Here is an 18,816-nt window from a genome sequence, read left to right on the forward strand (position 1 = left end):
AATTAGAGGTTTCCAGTTGAAACATAATTACTTCTTCGGTGCTTTCGTACCGTATTTAGAACGACTTTTCTTGCGGTTGTTAACCCCCGCGGTGTCCAATGCGCCACGCACAATGGTATAACGCACACCCGGCAAGTCTTTTACACGACCACCGCGCACCAGCACGATAGAGTGTTCTTGCAGGTTGTGGCCTTCACCCGGGATGTAAGCAATCACCTCGATGCCATTCACCATACGTACCTTAGCCACCTTACGCAAAGCGGAGTTTGGTTTCTTCGGAGTCGTTGTGTACACACGCGTACAAACACCACGCTTTTGAGGGCATGCGTTCAAGGCGCGGGACTTACTCTTTACAACCACTTTTTCTCTGCCGTTGCGTACCAGTTGGTTAATAGTAGGCATATCCTGTTTTCGTTTAAAAAATCCTTTGTGAACTTATCCACGAATTGCTTCGCGGAGAATCAATTACGGGCTTTTGAAGGGGGGTAGATACACCCTTCCCTCAAAAGCGAGGGCAAATGTACGATGATTCGTGGGAATTACCAAATGGTTTTTAAAAAATAATTCATCGATGTTTTCATTTCAGCAACTATGTTAATTTTTTGCGGATTTCAATTTTGGCGATTGAATTTTAACAATATGGTTGTATTTTTGATTATCACCAAAAATTACATGCATCCTAATTTTAATCCCAAATCAGCCCTGTCAATGAAAAAGCTAAGACTCCTCTATTTTATTCTATTTTCTGCATCCTATTTGACGCTACTCACTGGTCAAAGCAGCAGTTTTTGCCCCAAACTATGGTTTTCCTTTAGTGATACTGCCATTTGCACCAGTGACACGCTTCACAGCATCAAGGTATTTTCAAATACTGATGCTTACGGGGTCAGACTGACCTATACTCCTGGTTATCGGGGTGAATATACTGGATCCTATCCTTCTACTGCACAACTACACCCTCCCGTTCAATTCAGCAAAATCAACGATTCGCTTTATGTAGCAACTTTTCCCGAAATCATTGATCTTTTCAAGGTGGTGGGGCAACTAGATAATAAAACTTTTGAAATTCATGCTTTGTTAGACCTGTTTCCTGCCGATAACTCTTCTTGCACTCCTTTACCTTTTGCCTTTTTTACCATTACCTATCGGCAACCTGGTGGTATTGGACTTTTTGAAAACCCAATTCTATGCAACGGTCAAAGCAGCAAGCCCATTCAGATTAACCATGAATTCGATTTGGTATATGATAAAGTATGGACAAACGATAATCCTAATATTGGCCTGGCCGCTTCAGGAAAAAACCAGATCCCTAGTTTTGTAGCTACGAATACTACTGGCCAGGACCAGGTTGCTACCATCAGCATGAAAGTAGTAGCGAAAGACGGACGCAATGTATGCCCAGTTACTGATGGTAGCTTAACCATTAAAGTTACCCATGCAAAACAACCCAAGATAAGCTTATCTTCTGGCCTGCAGATTGTGTGCTACGGAGATACCACAGCTCCGGTAAACCCAATCGTTACGCATGATGGCCCTTACGTATTACGCTGGAGGACACTAGGCTCATCTCTTGAATCAGCTACCAGAGATACCGGGAGTGGTGTTTTTCCATCTTTCATAGTACCCTATCGCGCTGCCTCTGGTAGCAAAATTCTAATTCATGCCGAGGCGAGTGGGAAGTGTATCTCCGAAACCGTCATTCATCATTTAATTATTCGACCAAGCCCCCTCCCCAACCCTTTTGCAGACACCTGGTTTTGTAATGGTGCCATCAGCAAACCCATTCAGTTTACGGGGAATGACTACAATCTTGAATACCGTTGGAGCTTATCCCCCCCTATACCTGGTTTACCTAATCAAGGGATAGGAGATATTCCTTCCGGATTGCTGTCACAAACCAACAATTCCCCTTTGGTTTCTCAGGTAAAGGTTTCTGCCCAGGTAAAACCAACGATATGGCGGATGGATTATGGGAATGTCTGGCGCTGGAATTTTATCAACGTCCTCGAAAATAGTGATGTTCTGGCCTTACATCCACAAAGTACAGCTTTGTATGCCTTAGCCAATGATGTTCCAAAAATCAAGGTATTGTCTCATCCCCTTACTCCTTGGTTAGAGATTCCCAATCAAGACATTTCCCTTCCTTTACCCGCCGATACCTTATTAATTGATCAGGAAGGGAGCACCCTATACGCCATTAATTATACGCAAGGCAAAATTTATAAAGTCAATACCCTCACCCAAAAACTAGAAATACAGGCGGACGCATCTGGTGCTATTCGTTATGCCGCACTAAGTCCAGATGGGCAAAAAATCTATACTGCTTCGCTTGAGCACAACACCTTGAAAGTGTTCCAGACCCAAACTTTGAATAACACAGAAAACGTAAACATGCCTGGTCGCATTCAATTCATGCTGCCTTTCCCGGATGGCACTGGTCTATCCCTGCGCTTTGTGGATTCTCTTAACGTTGGTTTATGGGATTTTGCCAGCAACAAAATAGTTGCCCGGTTTGCGGTAAGCCCTGGATTTAAGTTTTTTGCACACGCCAAAGTTTTGAACAAACTATACATTTATGATGATGCTTTGCTGAAGGTTATTTCGGTTGATTTGAGTAAAAAAACACTGAATAAAATTTTTACTCCTATTGGGGTAGGTATCAACAATGGCAGCAACTACGAATTTTTTCCCAATAAACAAGGTGATTTGCTGTATTTCAATTCCTATCCATTCATTTCTTATCTGGATACTTATCGAGATACGTTTATTCAAGTCAATGAATTCCCTATTCTCGCTGCCAAAAAATTGCTTTTATTGGATTACAACGATTGTCCAAATGAAGGCCAAACTTTCAAAATCACTTTAGGCGGGAACCCCCTACCTCCCCAAATAGAACTCCCCCTCACCCAAACCCTCTGCCCAGGGGTAATGAGCAAAAGTATTGCACTCAATGAATTGTATCCAGGGCTTAATTTCCGTTGGGCCAAGGTCGACTCGATTCGCGACATCAATACGGATGCTCCCAACTCAGGGTATGGTACTATTCCTTCTTTTAAAGCGCCCACTTCGGATCACAACTTTCTGTACCAATCGGAGTTCAAGCTGTATCCAAGTTTTAAAATAGACGATAGCGTATGTGTAATGCCAAGTTTAAAGCTGCATTACAACTTTATTGGTTCTTTTAGAGCTTATGGCATCCCTGATGTTCCTAACCAATTGCTCACTGTAGGTGCTAAAACCCAGGCCGTCAACCTCGGCTTTTATGCCAATGAAATTACCCGTTTGAAATGGAAAAATGACAATCCCAGTATTGGTTTACCTGCCAATGGAGTCAACGATATTCCTTCAATAGTGGCTCAAAATCCCAGCAGCAGCCAAACTCAAGTGGCCAACTTCAAGGTCAGCCGGGAAATCTTGCTCAACACCGATAACATTTGTAAGGACACGTCGAAAAGTTTTCAGATCCGGGTACTGCCTTTCGCGGTGCCCAGTGTAGACTCGATTCCCAACATTACCATCTGCTATGGCGATTCTATACCCCGCATTCAGTTCAAAGGACCTGTAACACAAGCCCGGTATCGCTGGCGCGTTATAGAGAACCCCGGCTACAATGTAGCGCAAAACGGGGAGAACGCCCTGCCTGCTTTCCGAGCCTACCGCGGTTCGGGCTGGGGTGATCGGAATGAGGTGATCAAGGTTGCCATAACTCCGGTAGCCAATGTAGGGCAAGATTCCAGCGTGGGCAAAGAACGCCAGTTTAGTATTCTCATTCGCATCAAAGCAATACCACAGCCTCAAACCGACAAGGTCTTTTGCCACAATGAGCACGCCAACCTCAATCCCTACCCTCCGTTTTACTCTTTTGCACAATTTTCAAAGCCGTCTTTGTTGATCCCGATTAATCCTGATGTTGCCCCGCTGAACTACATCAGCAACAACGAGGGACTACAACCCGATAGCGGAGTCTTCAAGTTATGGGTAAAATATCCAGACCAGGTTTGTGCAGTGGATACCCATCGGTTTGAAGTCAAAGTATTCCCCCGGCCCGTGTTACCGATTGTAGAGCAGTTCAATACTTTATGTTCAGGAGCGATTTTCCCGGGCGTAATCTTCAACACCAATATTCGCGGATTTGATTTGCGCTGGACCAATTCCAACCCCAACATTGGTTTGCCTGCCAGTGGGCAAGGTTCGATCCCCAGTTTTCAAACTCAGGCTAATTCTTCTCGAGATGAAAATGCGGTCATCAAACTTTCCGTTTTTGCACAAGGGAGTAATCAGGAACTTTGTGATGATTTATTCTCCGAGTTTAATGTGCGAGTAGTTGCTCGGCCCAAGCTCAGCCCTCTTGCGGATTTAACACTCAATACTTGTGAACCAAGTCTCAATATTGGGTTTTCCAGTAATGTACGCTTTACGGGCTATCGCTGGACCAATGACCGACCCGATTTGGGATTGCTTTCAAGTGGATTGACCTATTTGCCTCCCTTTATCCCTATTAATACCTCTGGTCGGGCCGATACCATGACCATCGTGGTAACTCCTTTTTCTTTCAACCAATGTGAAGGTAAACCCGAGTCTTTCCGCATCATTGTGTTACCTAATCCCGAACTCAATAAAATCCCGGATCAAGAATTCTGTTGGGAACAAAGTACCAAACCTATCGATTTTGGAAAAGTTCCTGAAGGTGCTTTTGTACACTGGCAGATGGATCAGACTATTGGCCTGCCACTACAGGGTATTGGAAACATTCCGGCATTCCGCCCCAGTCTCAATGCCCTTGGTAAAAGCACTACCATCAAGTTTCGCCAGAGTTTTGAGGAGCAATTGAGCTATGCGTATCGGTCAGACAATGGTTCTGCGTGGATCACTTGGCTGGATGCACAAAAACAGAACATCAACAATAGTTTAAATCTGGCCATTAATCCTATCGTAAATGCCAACCTGCTGATGCACCCATCTGGCCGTCGCCTTTATGCAGCAGCGCCAGACAATACCGTGCTGAATGTTTTTGATCCGCTGCGACATGCGTTACTGGCGAACATCGATCTCAATCCTACGTTCAGCACCTGCTATTTCCTGAATCATGCAGTACTGAGTAAGGATGGAAACTTCATTTTTATCAGTAAAAAGGAATGTTCGACCATTTCCATCATCGATACCCGCAGCAATAGCATTACTGGAAACATCAGCACCGGGATGATCGTGGGAGCTCTTGCATTGAGCGCAGATGGAAATAAACTCTATGCATTGAGTGAATTGGGCTTCGAATTGGCCGTATATGACGCGCATAGCTGGCAAATCTTGCGAAGTATGAGAATTAACCTCGACAATGGGATCAGCGATTGCCATATTGACCCGGGCAATGATCAGTTGTTGGTTTTGAACAAAGGTCAAAAAAAACTTTATCGCCTAGACCCAGTTACGGGAACTGTTAGTGCACGCCTCAATTTAAGTGGGGAACCTTCCGAGATTAAAATCCCTTCCATTGGCAACTTGGCTTACCTCTCGCTACAACCGGGAGGCGTCTATAGTTTTGACCACAAAGCCAGTAATCTGGTCTTGAGCCCATTACGTGGAACCAGCCCTGCCAGTGCATTCGGCCTAAGTACGAATGAAGAGAGCCTTTATGTTACTCAACCTGGCCGCAATACCATTCTCAAAGTTCGCACGCGTGATGCGAGCATTCAAGACTCCATCATCCTTTCCCTAGGAACACCTTTGGGAGTGGCTGTCGTTCCTCCACAACAGTGCAATGTAGGATTGGATAGTTTTCGATTGAGTTTTAAAGATTGTCTACAGGAACCTGAGCTAAAGGTAAACCACCCTGATCGAAGCCGCGTTGGCATTAAGCTACCAGAAATGCCACAAGATCAGCGCCTGCGAGAAAGCGTTGAATTTCAATTGGATCTCCAAAATACTAAGTTCATTGTAGGCCTCAATAGCCCTAATCCTTTTCAAGACTTCACCAAGATACCGATTTACGCCCCTTATGCTGGAGCGCTGAGACTCACACTTTATGATGTGATGGGGCGGCAGGTAAAAGTGTTGGCGCCAAGTGTTGATAAGGGTTGGTCTGAAATACAAATCTCAAAATCAGATGTGCACCAGTCTGGAATGTATACACTGGTGTTAAAAACAAGTACTGGCGCTTTCAGTAGGAAGATTGTGTTCCTGGGAAAATGATTTGTAACCAATACATCCTTTATCTTTAGCCCATGAACCCACTACCACAACTCGAATCTTATACCATCCGCACCTTCGACATCGATTGCCACAAGCAGCTGACCATCCCAGCATTGGTGCGCCTGATGCAAGAAACGGCCATGCAACAAGTGCTCGATCTGAAAATTTCGGTCTGGGATCTGGAGGAGTATAAATTGGCTTGGGTGCTCATCCGCAAACGCATCGAAGTGCAGCGCCGCCCACTGCTGGGGGAAAAAATCTCCATCCACTCCTACCCTACTGGTGCCGACCGGGTGTTTACTTACCGGGATTTTCGGGTGTATGATGAAGCGGGAGAACAAATTGCCAGCGCCTGTACGACCTGGTTGTTGATGAATACCGAAACCCGGCAGATGAGCCGTATCCCTCCGGAGTTGCTGGCGCGTTTTTCGGGGTATTTTCCGCCTAGTGAAAGTTGTTTGCCGCATGCGCTGGATCAGCTGCCAGCGATGAAAGAACCATTACAAGATAATTCGTATCGCGTGGGTTGGTATGATCTGGATTTTATCAATCACCTTAATAATGTCCATTTTGTCAAGTGGATGCTGGAAGCCACCCCTGTTGAGGTCTTGGGCAAGCAGCAAATCAAGCGGATGGATTTGCTTTTTTTGGCAGAAGGGAATTTAAAGGATGAGATTGATTCGGAGTTTCAGCAAGTGGAGGAAACTGTATTTCTACATCGTTTGGTTCGGCAAGGTGACCAAAAGGTTTTGGCGACGGCTCGTACAATTTGGGAATAAATCAAACACTAACAATAAGCTTTAGGAACCTTGAAGCTGCATATTATAGTGATGAGTGATAATCCAATTCATCACTCATCACTTTTCACTTATCACTCATTTACTCCTTTCTCCTCGTCCGAATCTTCTGTTGAATCCACAATCCAACCTTCCTTCCTTGCTCAGCGCCCAGATCCAGCGCAGGCAAGTAGTGAATCCCACCATACAAACGGCTGATGCTCGCCTCATCCGATGCCTGAATGAAAGACTTGAAGCTTCGAGCTGTGCGCCCATATTCGACATTGGTGGTATCCTTAAAGGCGAAGTTGTCGCCGTAGAGGTATGTCAAACCTTCAGAAGAAGCCCGCGAAATCACACTATGCCCGCTGGTATGTTCCGGGAATGCGGGCGTTTGCAGGAAAGGCCGCCAGTCCTGGTTGATGTACTTGTTGATGTAGGTTTCAGGGCGTACCAGGTTGTAGTGGTACTTGGCGTGCCAACAACTAATGAAGCCTTCCAGCAGACCAATGGCGGTGTACAAGTAGGCTTCCGAAGATTTAACGTAATCCGCCTTTTCCATCCGTGAGGCCAACATGGCAATGTTCATCCAGTGCCCACCTGGGGTTACTTTTTTATCCGCAAACATCACGTGACCCGCATGGTGAGACACAAAGGGGTTGTCGTCCCAGAAATAGGCGATTTCCTCACGCTCTGCACGATCAGCTCCATCCAGCGCATGAAGTACCTCTTCTACCGTTTTGTAAAACAAACTGCCTTTAGTGGTGTCAAATTTGGGTGGAGGGGGCGGCAAAAACTGGCCTGCCGAATCCAGGGTAAAAGGCCGGATTTTGCTCCAATGCGGCTCGGCAGCATCCTTGTAGTCAGGCGGAGTAGGTTGCCAACGTGCAGGGTCACTTTCATCCACTGTGAACTTTGGAAAAGTCCGAGTTTCTTTGTAATTGTCTTTTTTGGTATGCTCCATCACGGCCTGACCAACGGCTGTACCGTAGGCAATCGAGCGTTCGAATACGTCCTTACGGATACCCGATTTTTTCTTCCATTCTGCATAAAGCCCTTCCCGAAACTCATCCATCATGTCTTCGGAAAAGGTCAAGGCTTTGCCCACGGTTAAAAAGGCATGTACGCCAGCTAATGGGAAACAATACTCCTGGCCTGCTTCCGGTTGCGGGAGTTGAGTCAGCCAAGGGATTTGCCCTGCCAAGGACTGAGTAGTTGAATCGGCATGACGTCCGGCTTCGAAACCGGCCAAACTGGAATACGCATAAATCCGGCTAGCCACGGGTGGCGAAAAAATATCGTGAATGATGATTTCATTCAAAGCGTAAACCGAGCGGTGTAGGTACTCGGGGTTTTCGGCTTCGGCCTGGTCGTAGTCTTTTTGACAGGCCAACAATCCGAGTGCAAGACTGCACAACAAAACGTAAGTATGTTTCATGTTTAAGTAAGTTTCCAAGTCCCAAGTTCTAGAATTACAGGCTTCCAAAGTTCCATCCGGCACTTCGACTACGCTCAGTGACCGGATGGAACTTTGAAACCTTATTTATTTGACCACAAAGGTCTTTTTTTCCACCCCAACTCCTTTCAATGTCAACGACTTCCAGGCCTTTGGCAGTTTTGTTTTTAGTTGTACAATACCCTGATCATTGATGTCCAGGCCGCCAAGGCCCGCCAGGATGGCTTGCAACATTCCCCCGGCACCAGTGGCAAAATAGGGATTATTCCCGCCCGCCGTTTCTGCCAATACCCCAAAAGGAGGCACCTGGTTGGGTTGGTAGCTTTTTTTGAACATCTGATAAGCCTTTTCGGCATCGCCCAAACGACCGTAAAGGGCTGCCAATACTGATCCACCCATCGCAGGGCCATCGGGAGCCATGCGGGGTTCGTAGTAGGTCAAATCTTTACGAATGCTGGCTTCATCCTTGACGATGTCCAGTGGAAAGGACAACAAATTCACGTCCGCCTGTTTGATTATGGCACCATCGTAGGTGGCATTCTCTTTGGTGGTGCCGTCCGGGAATTTGAGAATCGGAATGTTTTGAGCCACATGTTCCCAATCTGGGTCCGCCGGCAAGCCCAGCTCTTTTGCGGCCTGGGTAGCAATGCGCAGAGAAGTAATGGCCATTCCATTCGTAAAGGCATTATTGTCGATGTTCTCCTGCCATTCGTTGGCACCGATGACGTTGTTGATGTCGTATTTGCCAGGGCCATTGCGTTCTACCCGACTGGCCCAAAACTCGGCAGCAGCCTTGATCACTGGCCAACCCCGTTCGCGCAACCAGAGTTTGTCTTTGGTCACCTGGTAGTATTTCCAGTTGGCCCAGGCGATATCCCCAGTGATGTGGTGCTGAAAAGGGCCAGTAAGTGCCCACACAGGTGTGTCTTCGGATCCATCCGCGCTGGACTCCCAAGGGTACATTGCCCCTTTGTAACCGTGTGAAAAAGCGTTGCGTTTGGCCGCTTCCAGGCGTTCAAAGCGGTAATCAAGCAAAGAACGGGCGATGCTTGGTTGCAACATCAACACAGGAGGATACATCCACAATTCGGTATCCCAAAATACGTGTCCGTTGTAGCCCAAACCCGACAAACCCATTGGCGAAAGGCTGTAGGCAGTCCCCTCCCGCGCAAAGGAATAGAGGTGATATACGGCAAAGCGCACTGCCCGTTGGGATTCCAGGTCTCCTTCGATGATGATGTCGCTTTCCCACAATTTGGCCCATTCTGCTTCATGGCGTTTCAGCAAACGGGCAGTCCCTTCCAGTTTAGCAAAAATGGTGAGGCGTTCCGCTTCGTTTTGAGGGTCCTGAAAATGGGCGGAGGATACCGCTGAACCCACCAGGGCAAAACGATAGGTTTCACCTGCTTTGAGTTTTTTTGAAAACTTCGCCAGGTGCATGTTGTAGTCCCAGTCCTCATGGATGATTCGGGGCTCCTGTCCGTGGGCTTCCTCAAAAACAAAACTGGTGGATGCTGCCACCTTGAGTTTGCCACTTGGGCTGTTGGCCACAGAGGTCATCAAAGGAATGGTGACGTGGGGCCGGTCGATTTCGCTGTAGTAATTGCGGACATCGCTGAGGTGATCAGGCGCTTCGATGACACTCATCGGGGTGATGGTGACGTCCTTTTTGGCCCGAAATTCCACGATGCTCATGGCGGTAAAAGGCAAGTGGCGCAAGGACATCAAAGTGTGTTTGACGCTAAGCTTGTCCCCCACTTCAAAAGTAGTGCTCAGCTCCGCCTTTTGCATGTCCAAGGTTTGCTGGTAATTGCTGATGTCGGCGCGACCCATCCGGCGGCCATCCACATCCAGGTTCATGTTGATGTGGTTGAAGGTCTTGAGGATGTTGGACACCCTGCCCCGCTGATAATAATCGTATACTCCGTTGAGCACCACGTCTTTGACGCGCATGGGCTCAGGCGAAGAGACCAAACCGACCATCCCGTTGGCGACAGTTACACCAAAGTATTTGCTTGGATTAATGTCTCGGGCTTGAACATGCCAAGGCGAATCGGCCAGATTTTGGGACCAGGCCAGGTGACCGAGTCCAGTGCAGAACAAAAAAAGTGCTAATCGTTTCATCATTTCATTTTATTGGGCCCATAAAAAATTAATTGGGCTAAAATTCGGGAATCAGCAAATCTAAAATAAATCCTTTAGCTGACTAGGGTAATTTTAATCACCTTGTCGAGAAGTAACTCCTGTTGCTGGTCCCACGACATTTTTTACCAATAAAAAAAATGAAACTTTGGCTTGCCTATCGAACTCATTTCCAGCGTTGGAGCAGGTATTTTGATAAAGGATAAGCCTTGGAAAACCGTACGCAATAGCGGGCTGCGGGTCCGAATCCGACGCAAATCAACATCGAAAGAGAGGTAATACTCCTTTTCCCGAGGGATATTGGTTAGGCCATAGCTATCATTGGCATTGGTATACACGTTGCCGTAGGCGCCAAATACGCCATCCGCTCCGAAGCCAACCGCTACATTGAGCCAGCGGGGGAAACGACTGGTTTCGGGAAGGTTTAAAAAAGAGGATGGATTGATCGAAGCCCAAACGGTCATGCCATTGTAGTCTTTGATAAAAGCCTCCAGGTAATTGTCTCCATAAAGGCCATGGGCAATTTGACGCACAGTTAGAGGTGGGCCCCCATTTCTACCTGGAATCAAAGTACTGGGGTAATTGGGCCGGGTATTCGACACCTTGAGCATCATGCGTTGTTCTTTCCACAAGAGTTCCTGGGTTGCAAATGCGGTGACTCCGATGGTATTGGCCAAAAAGTCCATTTTGGAAAAACCCCAGCCCGCCGAAAAACCATCCATTACCTCAACGGTGCCCTGCAAAATAGTACCTACACCGGCGCCGATCCATACCGCAGGTTTGTGCTTCACCCCTGCCCAGCGCATGCCCTGAAAAGCCAGGTAACTTTCTGCATAAGCGGTGATGACGTGCCCGGCTTTGTCCACCTTTTCCCATTCGTCGTTGTTGCCAAATTTGTCGTTGAAAAAATGGAAAGGTCCAAGTTCGTAATCCCGGTACCAAATGGAATACAGCCCAACCGATGCAACACCGTAAGCTGCCGCTCCACCAATTCCCAACAAACGGGCGCGTTTCGCATTAAAAGTATCGGCCGGTTCCAGCCATTGCCATGCCTTTTTTTCCTGCGAAAAACCATTGATGATCGCCAGACAAAAAATTAGCATCAGGGTAATTCGCATGAGTGTAATTTTTTGGGTACTTGTTTATTAATTTTGGTACAAAAGTTCGTTTATACAGTTTCAATGCTTAAACGTCTGCAAAATAAACGTCTTTTCAAATCTCATCAATACCTAACGCAACATGAAAAAACTGATCCTGTCGCTCTGCCTTTTTGCTTGTGTGAGCGGGCTCAATGCTCAATCACCCACCTATTTGGATGTAAAAGTAAGTGAATCCCTGGAACGCCAGCCTATTTCAATGGAATACCACCTGCGGGTAAATCCTGAAAGTGGAGAATACGACCTTGATCGCGATTTTGACGCCCAGCGCAAAGTTATGCGCTCTCGCATCAAAGAAAATGAAACGCAGCTCAAACAATTTCTGGAAACCAATAAAGTAAAATACACCATAAATCGGGATGACAATTACGCCATCACTCAGGAAGACATGACTTTTTCAATTTTTAAAATCAAGGTAGCAAACAAAACTGAGCTCGACAACCTGTTGGTTCTGTTGCGGCAATTGACTTATGTGGAAGGCAATATTGGGGATAAAGTCTACCCTCCTGTTCAAAATGATGAAGTCAACCTATTTGAAAAGCTGTACACCAAAGCCCGCAGCAAAGCAGAAAAAATGGCGGGCATCATGAATTGTACCTTGGGGAAAGTTCTCGAAGCCGAAGAGCTGGACAAAAAAGAACTGGACTACTATGGCATGGTAGAAGAAGGCAGCTATGAGCATGTTTACGACATCCAACGGGGCAATCCTTTGAGTTCAACTACGGTGTTGTCGATGCGTTTTCGCTTTGAGCTCGTCAAAAAGTAGGGATTTGGAAAAGCCCAAAACCAGCTCTTACAATTTCATACCAAAATTTGGCCATTTGGTCACCAAAAAATGGCTTTTCATCTAGCAAAGCCAATTTTAACACTTTTTCGAGCAACTCTTTTCCCTCCTCACTCGTCTTTGCTGATAAGAAGTTTACCCGACATGGCAACGCCAATTCACCCTTGGCGTTGCCCTTTTTAACATTTAAACCTGATATTATGAAGCGTCTATTAATGTCCTTAGCGCTAGCTTTGCCTATGCTGCAACTGCTTGCTACTCCGCCGATTGAGAATGTACTATTGAGCACCCGAGTGGATGAACGCGCCCTCGTTGTTCAACTGGCCAATTTACAAAAGGAAAAGACTGTACTCACGCTGGAAAGCCTCGACAGCCGTGAAACCTTCCACGAACAAGTAATCAATGACCACAATGGCTACAGCGCACGCCTGAATTTGAATGAGCTGCCCAAAGGCCGTTACATCCTCCGCGTGAAGCAAGGCAATGGCAGCCTGCGCCAGGTGTTGGTTGTGGATCAACATTCGATTTTGTGTTCCAAAATTGCGGCTGATTGATGAATTGAGCTTTGGCGCAGCAAGTTATCTGTCGCCTAAGAGCGGTTCATCATCTTCATAAAGCCCTCAGACATTATTGAATCATTAAGTATTCCATGTTGCTCATTTGAGTTTTGTTATTTTTGGTTTTTGGAAGCGGTTAGTTTGTGTGCGATAAACTAGCCGCTTTTTTTTCATCTTAAAACCTCTAAACAAACCAAATTATGAGCAAAAAATGGATACTTATCCTGGGTTTGCTGTATTCATACCTGGGTTTTGCGCAGGACAAACAACCCTTGTCGTATTACCTTCCACAGATTACTTACGACCCTAAAATTCCCACCCCTGAAGCCTATCTGGGGTATCAGATCGGAGAATGGCACATCAGCCACGATCAACAATTGGCCTACATGCGCAAATTGGCCGAGCTTTCGCCCCGTTTCAAACTCACGGAATTCGCCCGCACCTATGAAGGTCGCCCTTTGGTTTACATTGCGATTACTTCCGAACGCAATCACCAAAATCTGGCAGATTTAAAGGCCAAACACCTGCAAGTCAGCAACCCGGCAGAATCCGATCGGGTTGATTTAAAAACAGCCCCATTGGTGATTTACCAGGGTTTTTCCATCCACGGCAACGAGTCTAGCGGGGGCAACGCTGCCCCTTTGGTGGCCTATTACCTGGCAGCAGGACAAGGTCCGGAAATAGAAAAACTGCTCAACGACGTGATCATCATTTTTGATCCCTGTTTCAACCCCGATGGTTTCCACCGTTTTTCTACCTGGGCCAACCAACACCGCAATCGCCACCTCACTGCTGACCCTCAGGATAGGGAGTACAGCGAAGTCTGGCCTGGTGGTCGTTTCAACCACTACTGGTTTGACCTCAACCGCGACTGGCTATCCGGGGCACATCCTGAATCACGGGGTAGAGCCAAGATTTTTCACGAATGGAAACCCAACATCCTGACCGATCACCACGAAATGGGTTCCAACTCCTCTTTCTTCTTTATGCCAGGAGTACCTTCACGGGTCAATCCCATTACCCCTAAACAAAACCAGGAGTTGACCATCAAAATTGGTCAATACCACACCAAATACCTGGATGAGATTGGGTCTTTGTATTTTTCGCAGGAAGGCTACGACGACTTTTATTACGGTAAGGGTTCCACTTTTCCCGACGCCCAAGGTTGTATCGGAATCTTGTTTGAACAAGCCAGTTCACGTGGCCATGTGCAAGAAACGGCTAATGGTCTGCTCACTTTTCCGTTCACCATTCGCAATCAGGTGCGCACTGCCTTGTCTACTCAAAAAGCGGCGGTAGAGCTCAGGCAGGAGTTGTTGGAGCACCAAAAAAACTTCTTCCAATCAGCTATACAGGAAGCCCGCAATGACAGCCGCATGGGTTTTGTGTTCGGCGACCCCCACGATCAGGCGCGTACCGACCGCTTGTTTGAAATCATTCGCCGTCAGGATATCGAGCTGTATCATTTGGGTAGTAAAATCACTGTAGATGGCAAAACTTTTGAGCCCAATCAGGCCTTTGTGGTGCCTTTGGAACAAAAACAATACCGCCTGATCCGGGGCATTTTTGAAACCACCACCTCTTTTGAAGACAGCATTTTTTACGACATTTCCAGTTGGGCTTTGCCCCTGGCCTTCAATGTGCCTTATGCTGCTTTGCCTAAAAAAGGTACCGCAGGCAATGTAATGGGAGCAAAAATAACGGGTCCCAAACCTGAACGTACACCTGTCACCCCACCCGCACAAAGCAACTACGCCTATATGCTGCCATGGGAGGACTATTACGCGCCACGGGCATTGCAGTTTTTGCAAAGCAAGGGCTTGCGCACCAAGGTTGGCATGCAGCCCATCACCTTGCAGGGTAAAAAGTACGATATGGGCACGGTGATGATTCCGGTACAAAATCAAAGCGCTACCCCGGCTGAAATCCACGAATGGGTAACGGCGATTGTCAAAGAACTAAATGTGCCCATCGATGCGGTTAACACGGGCTTCACAACCGAAGGCATCGATTTGGGGAGCAACAATTTCCTTACCCTGCGCCAACCCAAGGTGATGATTGTGGTGGGTGAAGGTATGGGGCCCAACACCGCGGGCGAAGCCTGGCACCTGTTGGATACCCGTTTCGACATGGTCGTATCCAAAGTAGAAGCCGATGACATTGCCCGCTCCAACCTCAGCCGTTACAACGTGATTGTGCTGGGAGATGGCACTTTCCAAACGATCAGCGCGGGTGGCGTGAGCAAGTTGAAAGAATGGGTCAGTGCAGGTGGTACCATCATCGGCATCCAACGCGCGGTGACCTGGTTGAAGAGCCAGGGAATCGGCTTCACAGCCATGAAGGAATTCAAAAATGCGGATGCCGCGACTGGCCGCCGCCCTTATGGTGAAATCGCCGATGACCTGGGTGCGCAGGAAATTCCTGGGACGATTTTTGAGGCGGAATTGGACCTGAGCCACCCCCTGGCTTTTGGTTTGAAGCGCAGCAAAATACCGGTATTCCGGGATGGTGAGGTTTTTATGGAAAAATCAAAAAATCCTTATGCTTCTCCGCTGGTTTACACCGCCAACCCATTGATGGCTGGTTACCTGAACCACAAGTATACAGATATTGTGAAAGGTACTGCCGGGATTGTGGTGAGTGGTTCTGGCGCTGGTCGGGTGATTTATATGGCGGACAATCCAAATTTCCGGGCGCATTGGTATGGGACAAATCGTTTGTTCCTGAATGCGGTGTTTTTCGGGAATTTGGTGAGTGGGGCAGGATTGGAGTCGGAGCGGAGGGAGTAACTAAGGTGGACCTATAGTGCCTTAGGATTCTTAGGTGGTGAGAATTTTTTTTCTTTTCACCACCTAAGAAACCTAGGACACTCAAGAAGCACCTTAGTAGTTATTCGCATTATTTCATAACGTTTGGCGTATTCTCTCAATTTTCCTCCAAGTGCAAAATCTCCAGTAAACCAGTCAAATTCGGCAGCACAATCCGCCGCCCATGAATCCGCACCAAGTCCTGTCCTTTCAAATGATTCAAGCCGCGCACAACCGTTTCTAATGATGCGCCTACGTACTCGGCTAGTTCACTCCTGGTCATGGTAACGACTCCAGATGGCGAGCCCGACAAACGGTATTGCTCGTGCAGGATGAGCAAGGCCAGGATGATTCGATTGCGCACCGAAAATTGGGTAAAAACCGTCATCCGGTTCATCCACACAGTGAATTCCCGCGCCAAGGCAGTGAGGATATTGCGGGCAAAAAAAGGGGAGTTGTTCAGCAGCCCCCGAAAAACTTCGGCGGAAATAAAGCCTACCGTGGAATCCTCCAACAAGGTAGCAGATACGGGATGGACTTCTTCGGCAATGAGTTGGCGGTAAGCGATGAGGTCGCCGTTGGAATAGATGTAATGAGTTTGGCGCTGACCATCCGAGGTTTCCTGGAATATTTTGGCTTTCCCGCTGATCAGCCAGAAGGCACCTTTGGGGTAGCCCCCTTGTCGAAACAGCACCTCGCCGCGTTTTTTGGCCTCAGGTATGACTTGTTCCTGCAATACCGCCAGGTCTTTAACCGGGAGATCGGTCAAAATAAAATGATTCTGAAAAAGGTAGGGCTGAGTAACCCGGGCCATGCGCAGGTTCTGATCAGTCATCACATTCGGTTGCGTTTTTCTAAAACTGATGGTTAATTTCTAAAGGTAAACAAAAAATGAGTCACCCCAAACAATGGTGGTGACTCATACCAAGGGTATCTATTAAAACTGATCAAAAATCACTTCAAGGGCTATTTCCAAGGCAACTTATTGACCCGGCGGCCCACCTTAAACCCTAAATCCAGCGCAGCTTCTGAATCCATGCGGAAATGCACACCGATTGGCAAACGGGAATAGGCATTTTCCTGCGCCATTTCATAAAAACTATGGAATGAGCGGGGTGTGCCAATGAATTCTACCCGGTTTCTGTGGCATTGGTCGGTCATGGCAAAATTGTTGCCAAACTCAGCCGTTAGCACCTCTGCCGCCGCCGCACCAAAAGTGCCGTGCCCGGAAGGATAAGTTGGAAAAGCCGGAGTAAAAAACTGCCCTGCGCCATCGGGGCACATGATTGAATTCCACTGCTTGTGCCCCATTTCGCCCTGAATGTAATCAACCGGGCGAAGGGTATTGTATCGGTATTTTTCGCCCCAGGCTCGTATCCCCGCATCACATACGGCCATGCCTACTTTCGCGGTTACAACTACTGCTTTTTCAAGGTTGGCATCGGCGCTTTCCATAGCCTGGTTGGCAATGGCAATCCAGCGACCGGCTGGGCTAAAGGTGAGCGCCGCACAATCGTCGCTCCAAAACTCGGCGATCCACTTGTCCTCGTAGTTTTGCCCTTTTCGGATCAGGTTCACCTTGTTTTCGGTTTCCTTGGCCTGGGTGTAAAACTCGCTGCTCTCATCCTTGCTGTAGGGAAGGGGGGCTTTACATTTGTCGTCGTTGGTAGCAGCAAAAGTCCGCACATCCCCCCAATGTGGCAACAATGCGGCGCCATAATTGGGATAGGTAGGCTGCCAAAGTCCGGGGCCACTGGGTGGCACGTAGTTGGGGTCAGTGTTGTGTTTGTAGCCATCATGGCCTGCAGGATCTGTTTGTGACCAGGTATACACCGCATTGGCTACCGATTTGCCCCAGGCCGTGGAGTTCCCGTACAATTCAGGGCTGAGTTCGGCTTCGTACTTTTTGTTGAAGTAGTTTTCCAATGCAATCACCTGAGAGAGTTGGGCAGCAGGAACCGTGGGGTACAACTTTTCAATCATCGTAGCATAAGCGCTGTTCAATGCTGCGGGGTAGTGGTAACTTTTGCTGGCATCTATCCCAGGCAACTTCAACCCGCTGTAATAGTTACCCAAAGACTTGTAATCCGGCATTCCAGGTACTGCTGTTTCGTAAACGGCCAAGCCGATGTAGGCAAAAGACCGTGCAGAAACCGGAGGCAAATACCCCGGCGTAAAACGTTCAACTTCCAACAAGAGGTTGTTCCATTTGAGCACCACTTCGTGGTCATAAGACTCGGTAAGCTCGGTTAACGGTAAAATGGAGGGTTCATTCTCGCGTTGGCAGGCTGAAAACAAGGCCAGCCCCAAAACGGCCATGACGAACCATTTTGCAAAAGCGTGTGGCATTTTTTGCATGAGATGATTAATTTTTATAGAGTTAGAGAAAAAAATTACAAGCAAGTGTATGTAGTAGCCTCACGGATTTTTTGGGCAAAAGCCTGACTGCCCGCCAGGTCTTTTTTGGCCAATTGTTGTAGGAATTGATTTTTTTGCGCTTCGAATTGTTGCTTCTCCGCCATTAGGTGGTAGACTTTGGCAGCTAGCACCTCATCGTATTGCCCGGCCTGATTGACCAGTGCTTGACACTTGGAATCCAACTGTTTGAAGGACATGAACATACGAATGTGGTTGGCATTGCGGGCTTTTAAAAAGATATCCCGATCAATGGCTGGAAAATCAGCAGGCATGGCGCTTTTGAGTTGAGCCGCGGTAGCATCCCACAAGCTGTCGATACTGGCATTGAGTTGGCAATGGCGCTGCTCCAGGGCCAGAGCCTGTTGCAACAAAGCTTCTTTTGGGTTGCTCGTAGTACAAGCAAAGAGTGTGAGCATGGTGCCTAGCAAAGCAATGGCTACCATGGAGTTAGCGTACTTCTTCATGGGAAATTGATCCAGAAAATACAATTGATTTTTTAATGCAAATTGCTTCGTAAGGGAGGTAAAACAAAG

Annotated in this window: 12 protein-coding genes; 5 read left to right on the forward strand and 7 right to left on the reverse strand. The window is 47.4% G+C overall.

The window, feature by feature from the left end; translation table 11 throughout:
• Window positions 1–27 precede the first annotated feature (27 nt).
• Window positions 28–402, reverse strand: a complete 375-nt coding sequence (rpsL, locus tag ACO08K_RS06575; protein WP_013767110.1) for a 30S ribosomal protein S12 — start codon at window positions 400–402, stop codon at window positions 28–30.
• 306 nt (window positions 403–708) lie between these two features.
• Here rpsL and ACO08K_RS06580 point away from each other — a divergent pair, with 306 nt between their 5' ends.
• Together ACO08K_RS06580 and ACO08K_RS06585 are read left to right on the forward strand one after the other, a co-directional pair.
• Complete coding sequence (locus ACO08K_RS06580; RefSeq protein WP_421795593.1) at window positions 709–6,186, forward strand: T9SS type A sorting domain-containing protein; 5,478 nt, start codon at window positions 709–711, stop codon at window positions 6,184–6,186.
• Window positions 6,187–6,218: 32 nt separating this feature from the next.
• Complete coding sequence (locus tag ACO08K_RS06585; RefSeq protein WP_421795594.1) at window positions 6,219–6,965, forward strand: acyl-[acyl-carrier-protein] thioesterase; 747 nt, start codon at window positions 6,219–6,221, stop codon at window positions 6,963–6,965.
• A 100-nt stretch (window positions 6,966–7,065) separates the two neighbouring features.
• Here the strand turns inward: ACO08K_RS06585 and ACO08K_RS06590 are convergent, their stop codons facing one another.
• The 3 genes from ACO08K_RS06590 to ACO08K_RS06600 form a co-directional block, all read right to left on the reverse strand.
• Window positions 7,066–8,400, reverse strand: a complete 1,335-nt coding sequence (locus tag ACO08K_RS06590; RefSeq protein WP_421795595.1) for a vanadium-dependent haloperoxidase — start codon at window positions 8,398–8,400, stop codon at window positions 7,066–7,068.
• A 105-nt stretch (window positions 8,401–8,505) separates the two neighbouring features.
• The gene (locus tag ACO08K_RS06595) at window positions 8,506–10,542 is read right to left on the reverse strand and encodes a glycoside hydrolase family 65 protein (RefSeq protein WP_421798296.1); all 2,037 of its coding nucleotides are present in this window, start codon (window positions 10,540–10,542) and stop codon (window positions 8,506–8,508) included.
• Window positions 10,543–10,685: 143 nt separating this feature from the next.
• Window positions 10,686–11,678: a DUF2279 domain-containing protein gene (locus ACO08K_RS06600; protein ID WP_421795596.1), complete on the reverse strand. Its 993-nt coding sequence runs from the start codon at window positions 11,676–11,678 to the stop codon at window positions 10,686–10,688.
• A gap of 121 nt (window positions 11,679–11,799) precedes the next feature.
• Between ACO08K_RS06600 and ACO08K_RS06605 the strand changes: the two genes are divergently transcribed.
• The 3 genes from ACO08K_RS06605 to ACO08K_RS06615 all read left to right on the forward strand — a co-directional run bounded on the left by ACO08K_RS06605 (window position 11,800) and on the right by ACO08K_RS06615 (window position 15,847).
• A complete protein-coding gene (locus ACO08K_RS06605; RefSeq protein ID WP_421795597.1) occupies window positions 11,800–12,483 on the forward strand; it encodes a hypothetical protein in 684 nt (227 codons plus the stop codon).
• A 218-nt stretch (window positions 12,484–12,701) separates the two neighbouring features.
• Window positions 12,702–13,055, forward strand: coding sequence for a hypothetical protein (locus tag ACO08K_RS06610; protein WP_421795598.1), 354 nt, complete (start codon window positions 12,702–12,704; stop codon window positions 13,053–13,055).
• Between the two features lie 203 nt (window positions 13,056–13,258).
• Window positions 13,259–15,847, forward strand: coding sequence for a M14 family metallopeptidase (locus ACO08K_RS06615; RefSeq protein ID WP_421795599.1), 2,589 nt, complete (start codon window positions 13,259–13,261; stop codon window positions 15,845–15,847).
• Between the two features lie 136 nt (window positions 15,848–15,983).
• Here ACO08K_RS06615 and ACO08K_RS06620 read toward each other — a convergent pair whose 3' ends face one another.
• From ACO08K_RS06620 to ACO08K_RS06630, 3 genes are all read right to left on the reverse strand, one after another.
• Window positions 15,984–16,700 carry a Crp/Fnr family transcriptional regulator gene (locus ACO08K_RS06620; RefSeq protein ID WP_421795600.1) on the reverse strand — a complete coding sequence of 239 codons (717 nt, stop codon included), beginning with the start codon at window positions 16,698–16,700 and terminating at the stop codon, window positions 15,984–15,986.
• A 131-nt stretch (window positions 16,701–16,831) separates the two neighbouring features.
• The gene (locus ACO08K_RS06625) at window positions 16,832–18,223 is read right to left on the reverse strand and encodes a phosphatase PAP2 family protein (protein ID WP_421795601.1); all 1,392 of its coding nucleotides are present in this window, start codon (window positions 18,221–18,223) and stop codon (window positions 16,832–16,834) included.
• A gap of 35 nt (window positions 18,224–18,258) precedes the next feature.
• The gene (locus ACO08K_RS06630) at window positions 18,259–18,747 is read right to left on the reverse strand and encodes a hypothetical protein (RefSeq protein WP_421795602.1); all 489 of its coding nucleotides are present in this window, start codon (window positions 18,745–18,747) and stop codon (window positions 18,259–18,261) included.
• Window positions 18,748–18,816 lie beyond the last annotated feature (69 nt).

The sequence above is a fragment of the Haliscomenobacter sp. genome, assembly GCF_965225875.1.
GTDB lineage: Bacteria > Bacteroidota > Bacteroidia > Chitinophagales > Saprospiraceae > Haliscomenobacter.